Annotated in this window: 9 protein-coding genes; 5 read left to right on the top strand and 4 right to left on the bottom strand. The window is 60.9% G+C overall.

Annotated features, from left to right (window positions below):
- Positions 1 to 316 precede the first annotated feature (316 nt).
- From V5E99_RS25885 to V5E99_RS25875, 3 genes are all read left to right on the top strand, one after another.
- Positions 317 to 613: a hypothetical protein gene (locus V5E99_RS25885; protein WP_499805093.1), complete on the top strand. Its 297-nt coding sequence runs from the start codon at positions 317 to 319 to the stop codon at positions 611 to 613.
- A gap of 272 nt (positions 614 to 885) precedes the next feature.
- A complete protein-coding gene (mgtA, locus tag V5E99_RS25880) occupies positions 886 to 3606 on the top strand; it encodes a magnesium-translocating P-type ATPase (RefSeq protein WP_499805091.1) in 2721 nt (906 codons plus the stop codon).
- Between the two features lie 195 nt (positions 3607 to 3801).
- The gene (locus tag V5E99_RS25875) at positions 3802 to 5469 is read left to right on the top strand and encodes a Na/Pi cotransporter family protein (RefSeq protein WP_499805090.1); all 1668 of its coding nucleotides are present in this window, start codon (positions 3802 to 3804) and stop codon (positions 5467 to 5469) included.
- Between the two features lie 128 nt (positions 5470 to 5597).
- Here the strand turns inward: V5E99_RS25875 and V5E99_RS25870 are convergent, their stop codons facing one another.
- Positions 5598 to 6536, bottom strand: a complete 939-nt coding sequence (locus tag V5E99_RS25870) for a pyridoxal-phosphate dependent enzyme (RefSeq protein ID WP_499805088.1) — start codon at positions 6534 to 6536, stop codon at positions 5598 to 5600.
- Positions 6537 to 6648: 112 nt separating this feature from the next.
- Positions 6649 to 7440, bottom strand: coding sequence for an SDR family NAD(P)-dependent oxidoreductase (locus V5E99_RS25865; protein WP_499805086.1), 792 nt, complete (start codon positions 7438 to 7440; stop codon positions 6649 to 6651).
- A 125-nt stretch (positions 7441 to 7565) separates the two neighbouring features.
- Between V5E99_RS25865 and V5E99_RS25860 the strand changes: the two genes are divergently transcribed.
- Both V5E99_RS25860 and V5E99_RS25855 read left to right on the top strand, forming a co-directional pair.
- The gene (locus V5E99_RS25860) at positions 7566 to 8513 is read left to right on the top strand and encodes a GlxA family transcriptional regulator (RefSeq protein ID WP_499805084.1); all 948 of its coding nucleotides are present in this window, start codon (positions 7566 to 7568) and stop codon (positions 8511 to 8513) included.
- A gap of 120 nt (positions 8514 to 8633) precedes the next feature.
- A complete protein-coding gene (locus tag V5E99_RS25855; protein WP_499805082.1) occupies positions 8634 to 9293 on the top strand; it encodes a methyltransferase family protein in 660 nt (219 codons plus the stop codon).
- 125 nt (positions 9294 to 9418) lie between these two features.
- Here V5E99_RS25855 and V5E99_RS25850 read toward each other — a convergent pair whose 3' ends face one another.
- Together V5E99_RS25850 and V5E99_RS25845 are read right to left on the bottom strand one after the other, a co-directional pair.
- The gene (locus V5E99_RS25850) at positions 9419 to 10087 is read right to left on the bottom strand and encodes an HAD-IA family hydrolase (protein WP_499805080.1); all 669 of its coding nucleotides are present in this window, start codon (positions 10085 to 10087) and stop codon (positions 9419 to 9421) included.
- A gap of 557 nt (positions 10088 to 10644) precedes the next feature.
- Positions 10645 to 11052, bottom strand: coding sequence for a response regulator (locus V5E99_RS25845; RefSeq protein WP_499805079.1), 408 nt, complete (start codon positions 11050 to 11052; stop codon positions 10645 to 10647).
- Between the last annotated feature and the right edge of the window lie 38 nt (positions 11053 to 11090).

Raw genomic sequence — 11090 nt, 5'->3', positions numbered from 1 at the left:
AGCTGAACACGTTCTAACTTCAATAATCGAATCCGGCATTTTCCCATTCAATTGAAGTTTAATCGGATATTCGCGGTTGACTTCACCTACCTGCCTGAGTAAATTGCCCGGGCCGGTTTCACAGGCCTTTTTTCAACTCACTAAAGAAGACAATGGACACAGTATCTAGTCGCTGTCGGGTGACTGCGAATTCGCAGGATCTGGCACATAACCCAGAACATGACGGGACTCGACTTATCGTCGGGTAAGCTGCGCTAGAGCTTGATGCTCCACCGTAACTTGCCTCGCCGGCGTCAGTCCGGTCCAGAGGTATGTTATGAACTTCAAATCCACTGTAATGCCCGGCGTCCGCGCATTTGCCTCGACCATGCGGGTCAAGCTCTGCCGCGAGCGTCTCGATATGGCCCAGGCCCGCGCGCCGTTTTCCAGCCAATCCTCGCCTGCCAGGGCCCACCTGCGTGCCAACTGGCGCGTCTGCCCGATGACGGGTCGGCTTCAGCAACGCTGGAGCATGGACGATAGCCAGGACCCACCGAGTCGGCGCATCGCGCGCCTGTTCCAACAGGCCAGCCTGATGCTTGGCCTGTACCTCGGGGCCCGCACTTTCAACTGATCTGAAGGTACTTAAAAAGTCCTTCCCTGACGTTTTCCTTATATAGGAATTCGGCAACTTATTATTGCCTTTCAAATAGTGGAGTTAGTTATGGACGAAGCCAGTAGACGGTTCGCTGCCCGTCACTTTTTAATCGACGGCCAGCGGACATTAAATAAAAAACGCAACTATCAGAATCGATCGCTTATTTGCGGCTCGACATACGTGCGCTCGTCTTTAATTAGCTGAAGTGCCTGTGTGTCGTGCCGCAAGCCTGCGGCAGGAGCACAGCCATGACCCTTGTAAAAACCGCAAAGAAAACCACCCACGGCGCCAGCAACGACAACGCCAAGCTGTCGATGCGCGCCGCCCGGGAAGCGCAAAACGGCCTGGCCACAACGCTGACCAACCTCAACGCCACCACGGACGGCTTGACCGAACTCGAAGCCCAGGGCCGCCTCGCCCGTGGCGGCTACAACGAAGTGGCCCACGACAAGCCGCCGCACGCCCTCCTCCAACTGCTCAAAGCCCTGAACAACCCGTTTATCTACGTGCTGCTGATCCTGGCCGGCATCAGTTTCTTTACTGACTATTGGCTGCCGATCCGCAACGGCGAAGCGGATGACGCCGACCTGACCAAAGTCATCATTATCATGACCATGGTCAGCCTCAGCAGCCTGCTGCGGTTCTGGCAGGAATACCGCTCGGCCAAGTCCGCCGAAGCCTTGAAAGCCATGGTGCGCACCACCGCCACCGTGCTGCGCCGCGAGCACAAGGACGGTAAATCGGCGCTGCGCGAAGTGCCGATGCGTGAACTGGTAACCGGTGACATCGTGCAGTTGAGCGCCGGCGACATAATCCCGGCCGACATCCGCCTGATCGAATCCCGCGACCTGTTTATCAGCCAGGCTGTACTGACCGGCGAAGCCTTGCCGGTCGAGAAGTACGACACCTTGGGCAACGTGGCGCAGAAGTCGGCCACCAGCACGGCGGCCGATCAGTCGAACCTGCTGGACCTGCCGAACATCTGCTTCATGGGCACCAACGTGGTCAGCGGCACCGCCAAAGCCGTGGTGGTCGCCACCGGTTCGCGGACCTACTTCGGCTCCCTGGCTAAAGCCATCGTCGGCTCGCGGGTGCAAACCGCGTTCGACCGTGGGGTCAACAGTGTTAGCTGGCTGCTGATCCGCTTCATGCTGGTGATGGTGCCGATCGTGTTCCTGCTCAATGGCTTCTCCAAGGGCGACTGGGGTGATGCGTTTCTGTTTGCCCTGGCGGTCGCGGTCGGCCTGACCCCGGAAATGCTGCCGATGATCGTCAGCGCGAACCTGGCCAAAGGCGCGATGGCCATGGCCAGGCGCAAAGTGGTGGTCAAGCGCCTCAACGCGATCCAGAACTTCGGCTCGATGGACGTACTGTGCACCGACAAGACCGGCACCCTGACCCAGGACAAGATCATTCTCGAGCACCACGTCGACAGCCACGGCCGGCGCGACGATTCGATTCTCGAACTGGCGTGGCTCAACAGCCATCACCAAAGTGGCCTGAAGAATCTGATGGACCAGGCGGTGGTGCAATTCGCCAACGCGAATCCAAAGTTTCGGGTGCCCTTTGCTTACAGCAAGGTCGATGAGTTGCCGTTCGATTTCATCCGTCGACGCCTGTCGATCATCGTCAAGGACAGCCGCGACGATCACTTGATGGTGTGCAAAGGCGCGGTCGAGGAAATGCTCGGCATCGCCAGCCATATCAATGAAAACGGCCAGGTGATCGCGCTGGATACACAGCGCCGCAACGACTTGCTGGCCCTGGCCAACGAGTACAACGAGGACGGTTTCCGCGTGCTGGTGGTCGCCACCCGCGAGATCCCGCAAGCCCAGAGCAAAAACCAGTACAGCACCGCCGATGAACGCGAGCTGGTGATTCGCGGCTTCCTGACGTTCCTCGATCCACCCAAGGAAACCGCCGGCCCGGCCATCGCCGCACTGCGGGACATGGGCGTGACAGTCAAGGTGCTGACCGGCGACAACGCCGTGGTCACCTGCAAGATCTGCCGCGAAGTCGGGCTCGATCCGGGCACGCCGCTGCTCGGCCAGGACATCGAGCAGATGGATGACACCACCCTCAAGTTGCGGGTGGAAGAACGCACGGTGTTTGCCAAGCTGACCCCGCTGCAAAAGTCCCGGGTGCTCAAGGCCCTGCAAGCGAACGGTCACACCGTGGGTTTCCTTGGCGACGGCATCAACGACGCCCCGGCGCTGCGCGATGCCGACGTCGGGATTTCGGTGGACAGCGGCACTGACATCGCCAAGGAATCGGCGGACATCATCCTCCTGGAAAAGAGCCTGATGGTGCTCGAAGAAGGCGTGCTCAAGGGCCGCGAAACCTTCGGCAATATCATGAAGTACCTGAACATGACGGCCAGCTCCAACTTCGGCAACGTGTTCTCGGTGCTGGTGGCGAGTGCGTTCATCCCGTTTCTGCCTATGCTGTCGATCCACTTGCTGCTGCAAAACCTCATGTACGACCTCTCTCAGTTGGCCTTGCCATGGGACAAGATGGACAAGGAATACCTGCGCAAACCACGCAAATGGGACGCAAAGAACATCGGCCGTTTCATGCTGTGGATCGGGCCGACCTCGTCGATCTTCGACATCACCACGTTTGCCCTGATGTGGTACGTGTTCGCCGCCAACAGCGTGGAAATGCAGAGCCTGTTCCAGTCCGGCTGGTTTATTGAAGGGTTGCTGTCGCAGACGCTGGTGGTGCACATGCTGCGCACCCGCAAGATTCCGTTCTTCCAGAGCACCGCCGCATTGCCGGTGATCCTGGCGACGGGTCTGGTGATTGGCCTGGGCATCTACATTCCGTTCTCGCCGCTGGGGGCAATGGTCGGTCTGGTGCCGTTGCCATGGGAATACTTCCCTTGGCTGGTGGGCACATTGCTCAGCTACTGCGTGGTCGCGCAGACCATGAAGACGATCTACATCCGCCGCTTCAAGCAGTGGTTCTAAAGCACTGAACCGGGACCGGACCTGACAACCCGGCCCCCGTAGGAGCTGCCGAAGGCTGCGATCTTTTGATCTTGTTTTTTAAGATCAAGATCAAAAGATCGCAGCCTTCGGCAGCTCCTACGGGGTGTTGATCAGGCATAGCAATCTGGCTCTCGGGCCATCGATCAACGCACCACGGAATAAAGGAGAGTTCTCATGTCGGGAACGACTCTACTGATCAACCTCGCAGGCGCCATTGCACTGTTGCTGTGGGGCACGCACATGATTTCTTCGGCGTTGTTGCGCGGCTTCGGCACGCCACTGCGCCACTGGATGGGCCAGCACCTGAACAACCGTTGGCTGGCCTTGCTGGCGGGTATCGGCATCACCGGCATCTTGCAGAGCAGCACCGCCGTCAGCCTGATGGCCACCTCGTTCACCGCCGCCGGCACCCTGGGCCTGGCCCCGGCGCTGGCGGTGATGCTCGGCGCCAACATCGGTTCGACCCTGGTGGTGCAGTTGCTCAGCGCGGATATTTCGATCCTTACGCCCATGGTTTTACTGACCGGATTGATTGTCTTTCGGGCGCGGGATGACTCGCGTTTCGAAAGCGTCGGCTGCGCGCTGATTGGCCTCGGGTTGATGCTGATGGCCCTGCACATGCTCGGTTCGACCCTGGCCGAAGTCGAAGGCACGCCCGTGTTCCAACTGATCATGCAAAGCCTCGACGGCGACTTGCTGATTGCGCTGCTGGTGGCGCTGATCCTCACTTGGCTGTGCCATTCCAGCGTCGCGGTGGTGCTGCTGATTGTGTCTCTCGCCGCGACCGGCATGCTCTCGGCCACCACCATCGTCGCCTTGGTCCTCGGCGTGAACATTGGCGGCGCCTTACCGTCGGTGATCAATGCCGGATCGAACGTCGGCCGACGCTTGCCTCTGGGCAATCTGCTGGTGCGGGCGCTCGGCGCAGCGGTGGTGTTGCCGTTAGCCGGATGGCTGGCATCGTTGAATTTCAATCCCGCAGCACTGGTGGTTTACCTGCACACCGGTTTCAACCTGCTGCTGGCCTTGGTGTTCATCGGTTTCACCGAGCCGATGGCCAAGCTGCTGACGCGCCTGCTGCCGGAGCCGGTTCGGGATGTCGATCCGGGCATGCCGCGTTACCTCGACGAAGCAGGCCTGGAAGTGGCCAACATTGGCCTGTCCAACGCCGTCCGCGAAGCGCTGCGCATCGCCGATATGCTCTCGGCCATGCTCGAACGCACGCTGGCGCTGTTCCACACCTCGGCGCCGGTCTGTGCCGATGAAGTGCGGCGCATCGATCAATCCCTGGACCTGCTCAGCGCGGCAATTCGCGCCTACCTGGCGGACATCGGCCAGGAAGGCATCAGCGACAGCGATGCCGATCGCGCCCAGGAAATTCTCACCTTCGTGATCAACCTCGAACACGCGGCGGACATTCTTTGCAGCAGTCTCACGCAACTGGCCATGCGCCGCTTGCGCCGTGGCGAGCACTTTTCGGTGTTCGAGCTACGTAACATCGCGCCGCTGCACGAAGCATTGCTGGAAAGCCTGAGCCTGGCGATCACTGTGTTCCTGCGCGAAGACATCGCCACCGCACACCAACTGGTCGAGCGCAAAGAGACCGTCAGAAGGCTCGAAGCCAGCGCCAGCCGCGAGCACTTTCGCCAATTGCGGGAGGACAAAAACACCTGGGCCGAGTCCGGCGACATCTTTCAGCGACTGCTGCGTGATTACCGCCGGGTGCATCACCACATTGCGGCCCTCGCCTACCCGTTGCTGGAGCGGGCCGGCGGCGACGAACCGATAGCCCGGGCCCGGGAGTCCGGTTTGCAACCTTTAACGGTTGAGGATCAGGGCTGAAAAGTCAGAACGCGAAACCGGTGGGAGCGGGCTTGCTCGCGAAGGCGTTGGGTCAATCAACTTCTTCATTAACTGACACACCGCTTTCGCGAGCAAGCCCGCTCCCACAGGGGATTGGGCTGGTTTGTTTAGCCCGGTCGTCTTTCTGTGCCGACTGAGGTGCGCGCCCAGCCCGCCACCAATTGCGCGGTGATACTGACCCCGCCACAAACAATGATCACCACGTCATGCGCCTCGGCAATCGCCGGGTGATCCAGATACGCGACCGCCAGTGATACCCCGCACGCCGGCTCGACCAACTGGCGCAAATCGCTGGCGTAGCGGACTACGCCCATGATCGCTTCGTCGTCGCTGAGCACCACGCACTCGTGGGGGAAATCCCTCAGGTGCTCGACCGGCCAGGCGGCCACTTGGGTCGCGCCGAGGGATGTGGCGACGGTGCTGATCCGCGCCAACCTGACGGGGTGGCCCGCCTGCATCGCCGCCGCAAACGACGCCGCACCTTCGGTTTCGCAGGCGACGATCCGGCAGTCCATGCGCTGGTGGCGAATCAGCCCGGTGAGAATCCCCGCCAGCAAACCACCGCCGCCGACCGACGTCACGATCACGTCAGCCTCAGGGCAATCCTCGAGGATTTCATCGATCGTTGTGCTATGTCCTTCCCAGAGCACCGGGTGATCGAAGGCGGGTACGTACTCAGTGTGCGCGCCTCGGGCGAGTTCCTTGGCCCGTTGGTTGGCTTCGTCCCAGACCTTGCCGTGAACGATCACCTCGGCCCCGGTTTTGCTGATCCGGATGCGGGTGCTTTCAGGGGTGGTGTTGGGGACGACGATGCAGGCTTTCAGGCCCAGACTGGCAGCGGCAACAGCCGTGGCGAACCCGGCGTTACCCCCGGAGGGACAGACCACTTTGCGTTTACCCTGGGCGGCAGCCTGGCTGCACAACAGCCCCATGCCGCGCAGTTTGAACGAACCGCTGGGTTGCAGGTTTTCCAGCTTGAGCCAGATTCGCCGGGTCGGGGTGGACAGGCCCGGATGCAGAATCAGCGGGGTTCGGATGTGCAGCATTGCGGAGTTCCTTGCGCCACCCCTGACAGGTCGAACTCGCTCGCCCCGTCAGGGATGAAGTGGTGAACGTGCTTTATCCAAGCTTAGTTCACCCTGCCCCGCCGCCACGGTTTCAGCGATAACGCGGTGCGGCGGCGGAGTGGCCGAACAGCCCGGACAGCTCCAGACGCCGGGTTTCGTAAGCGTCCCATTTTTCGCCTTCGTGCAGGCTCGGAATGGTCACCACTTCGCCCTTTGCCAAGCCTGCCAGCGCCGCATCGACCATGTCCTGGGCCGACATCACGATTTCTTTCGGCAGGTTTTCCACCGGGTTGCCGGCCTCGCTCCAGAAGTCGGTGGCCGTGGCCCCAGGCAACACGGCCTGGATGCGCACGCCTTTGTCGGCCAGTTCGTGCTGCATGGACTGGCTCAAAGCCAACACAAAGGCCTTGGTCGCGCCGTACACACCGTTGAGCATTTGCGGGGCGATGGCGACGACCGAGGCAATGTTGATCACAGTCCCGGTGCCCCGAGCGACAAACCCCGGCACCGCTGCGTAGGCCAGACGCATCAGCGCGGTGACGTTGAGGCTGATCATCTCTTCCATGTCATCCACCGGGCTGCCCAGCAGCGGCATAACCCCGCCGACCCCGGCATTGTTGACCAGCAGAGTGATGCTGGCGTCGTTACGCAGGATGGTTTCGACTCGCAACAGGTCGGCCTTGTCCTTCAGGTCGGCGGCGGCCACTTCCACGGCGCGCCCGGTTTCATTGCTCAAGTGATTGGCCAAGGTGTGCAATTTGCTTTGGCTGCGGGCGACCAGGATCAGGTCGTAGCCTTGGCGGGCGAGACGGTCGGCATAGACCGCGCCGATGCCGGAAGAAGCGCCTGTGATCAGGGCCGTGCCTTTGGAGGAGAGTGCCATATCGAATGTCCTTCACAGTGAGGCGATAAGCTCGCCGGGTGTGAACAGTTATAAAGGGACTGACACAAGTCTCAAATGACGTTTAACCTACGTTTTTAGGACATGACCTTTTTGAGGACCTGACGATGACTTCCGTGGCATTTGTGGTGTTCGAGCGATTCCAGTCCATGGCGCTGGCGGCGATGCCAGTGTTCGAGTACGCCAATTACAGTGCTGGCGAAACCCTGTATGAAGTCAGCGTGTTGTCCGAGGATGGCCGCACGTTATGCGCTTCCGGCGGTTTAAGCGTCGGCACTGAGGCGTTTGATGAGCGGGTGTTCGATACGGTGATCGTGGTCGGTGGCGATGCCATCCTCGAACAGGCACCCGCCGCCGTGCTGGCGTACCTGCGCAACAGCGTTAACACCGCACGGCGCACGGCCTCGATCTGTTCCGGCGCCTTTGTATTGGCCCAGGCCGGTTTGCTCGACGGTCGGCGCGCCACCACCCACTGGGCCTACGCCCGGGAGCTGCAAGCGCGGTTCCCGGCGATCAAGGTCGAAGAGGACCGGATCTTTGTGGTCGACGGTTCGATCTGGACCTCGGCGGGCATGACCGCCGGTATCGACCTGGCGCTGGCGATGGTCGAAAAGGACCACGGCGCCGAGCTGGCCCGAGCCGTGGCGCAGAAACTGGTGATGTACCACCGCCGTGCGGGGGGTCAGTCGCAGCATTCGGCGTTGCTGGAACTGGAGCCGAAATCCGACCGCATCCAGACGGTGCTGGGTTACGCACGGGAAAACCTGACGTCGACGCTGTCGGTGGAACAATTGGCGGAAGTCGCGCGGCTGAGTCCACGGCAGTTCAGCCGGGCGTTTCGCGCCGAGACCGGGCAATCGCCGGCCAAGGCGATCGAGAATCTGCGCCTGGAAGCGGCGCGGCAGCGGCTGGAACGGGGGCGGCTGACGCTGGACCAGATTGCCGAGGAAACCGGCTTCAGCGACCGGCGGCGGATGCGCGAAGCATTTCTGCGCGCGTTCGGCCAGCCGCCCCAAGTCATCCGCCGCAACGCAAGATCAGACATGACCCCGTAGGAGCTGCCGAAGGCTGCGATCTTTTGATCTTGATCTTTTTCGAGGCCGCTGAAGATCAAGATCAAAAGATCGCAGCCTGCGGCAGCTCCTACACTGGATGTAGGTTCTGTGGAGGTTGTCATGAACATCTCGCCCAAACTGGCGTTTTTCGCCATCGTTTCCACCCTCGCCTACATCGGCCTGGCGATAGGGGGGTTGGGCGGGTTTTTCGCGTTCTTTTCTCATGGGGCACTGGTGGCGATCGCGCTGGCCACTGTGGTGATGGCGGTGGCTTCGCTGTTTACCGAGGTCAATTTGAGTTCCGGCGAACGGGAAGACCGGGACAATCGCTGGGTGATCCCGGCGTTCGCGGTGATTGGCGTGGTCAGCGGGTTTCTGCCGGCCTACACCGACCGTATCGACTTCTGGACGTTGGGTGGCGAGGCGCTGCGCTGGTGGGGTGCGCTGTTGTTCATCATTGGCGGTGTGCTGCGGATGTGGCCGGTGTTTGTGCTGGGCAAACGGTTCAGCGGATTGGTGGCGATTCAGCCAGGGCATCGGCTGGTGACTGAAGGGATTTACCGCACGTTGCGCAACCCCAGTTATCTGGGGCTGCGGATCAACGCCGTGGGTTGGGCGCTGGCGTTTCGTTCAGTGGTTGGTTTGTTGCTGGCGGCAGTGACGCTAATCCCGCTGATTGCCCGGATTCACTCCGAAGAAGCACTGCTGCGGGCGCAGTTTGGCAGTGAATACGAGGCGTATTGCAGCAGGAGTTGGCGGTTGATTCCAGGCGTGTACTGACATCACTTACAACATCAATCAAATGTGAGCAGGCTTGCTCGCGAAAGCGGTGTGCCAATCGAAATAATGTCTCCTGAAAGGACGCCTTCGCGAGCAAGCCCGCTCCCACAAGGGGTTGGTGGTGCTTATGAGTAATACAGGTGAATCCGGCCATCGGCGTTCGTGCGGACTTCGACCGAGGTGTAATCAACCAAGGTCGCGTGCGGGGTCTGGAGCGGGTGATCGTGGGTCGAGGTGATGACCAGCAAGTCGGCACCGGCTGCTTCGGCCGCTTGAATCCCCACCGTGGCGTCTTCGAAAATCAGGCATTCGGTGACATCCACGCCTAACCGCTGCGCAGCCAGTCGATAACCGGCGGGATCAGGTTTACCGGCCTTCACGTCTTCGGCCGTGACCATCACCCCGGGCTCGGGAATCCCCGCCGCCGCCATCCGCCGCAGCGCCAATGCCCTTGGCGCCGAGGTGACAATCGCCCACTGATCCGCCGGCAGCGTGTTCAGAAAACCCGCCGCGCCCGCCACCTCGACAATCCCCTCCACGTCTTCGATTTCCGCCTCGGTAATAAACGCGGCTTCAGCTTCGGCATCGACGCCAGGCAATGCCTGGCGATTGACCGTGTCGATGGCGCGAGCACCGTGGATGGTTGGCAGGAACGTCGCGACATCGACACCATGGCGCACGGCCCAAGCCGTCCAGATCCGCTCGGCGGCGGCGATGGAGTTGAGGACGGTGCCGTCCATGTCGAACAGAAAGGCGCGGTATGGCGTATTGAAAACGCAGGGTTGAGCAGGCAAGGGACAGCTTCCTATCGCAAGGGCCGGGCGGGCAATGTAACACCACTGGTTGCCCACGATCGACGCAACACCACCGATCGCCCGCAACAGATGCAACACCACTGATCGCCCGCAATCGACGCAACACCACGGGGCGCCCGCAACAGATGCAACACAACTGATCGCCCACAATCGACGTAACACCACCGATCGCCCGCAACAGATGCAACACCACTGATCGCCCGCAATCGACGCAACACCACCGATCGCCCGCAACAGACGCAACACCACGGGTCGCCCGCAATCGACGTAACACCACGGGTCGCCCGCAACAGATGCAACACCACTGACCGCCCGCAATCGACGCAACACCACCGATCGCCCGCAACAGATGTAACACCACTGGGTGCCCGCAATCGACGCAACACCACCAATCGCCCGCAATCGACGTAGGAGCTGCCGAAGGCTGCGATCTTTTGATCTTGATCTTTTTCGAGGTCGCTGAAGATCAAGATCAAAAGATCGCAGCCTTCGGCAGCTCCTACATTGATTGTTGGTGACCTTGCCTTCGGCGGCGCCTACAGGGGGCGGTGGGATTTCAGGGCGCCTTCTACGCAATCCAGTAGTTGCCCCAGCGCCCAAGGCTTCTTGATAAACGAAACCTCGTGCCGCACCCCGGAGCTCTCCGGGGTTTCGAAGCCGGACATGATCATGATCGGCTTGTCCGGCCAGCGATCACCGAACTCATTGGCCAGGTCGGCGCCATTGCGCTTGCCGGGCATGGTGATGTCGGTCAGCAACAGCCGGACCTCGTTCGCATGGTGTTCCAGGTATTGCGCGGCGGCGTCGGCACTGGTTTGCGGCTGCACGACAAAGCCTTCTTCCTGAAGAATTTCACAGAGGAACTCAAGAATCAGCGGGTCGTCCTCCACCACCAGAATCAAGCCGCCGGGAAGCGACTCGCCCGCTCTGTTTATTGGATTCATGACCTGACACTCCCTGATTGCACCAATGATTTCGCAGC

This window comes from Janthinobacterium sp. LPB2021202312-11-4, from assembly GCF_037049705.1.
Taxonomy (GTDB): Bacteria; Pseudomonadota; Gammaproteobacteria; order Pseudomonadales; family Pseudomonadaceae; genus Aquipseudomonas.
This window is presented reverse-complemented; position numbering and strand designations above follow the sequence as displayed.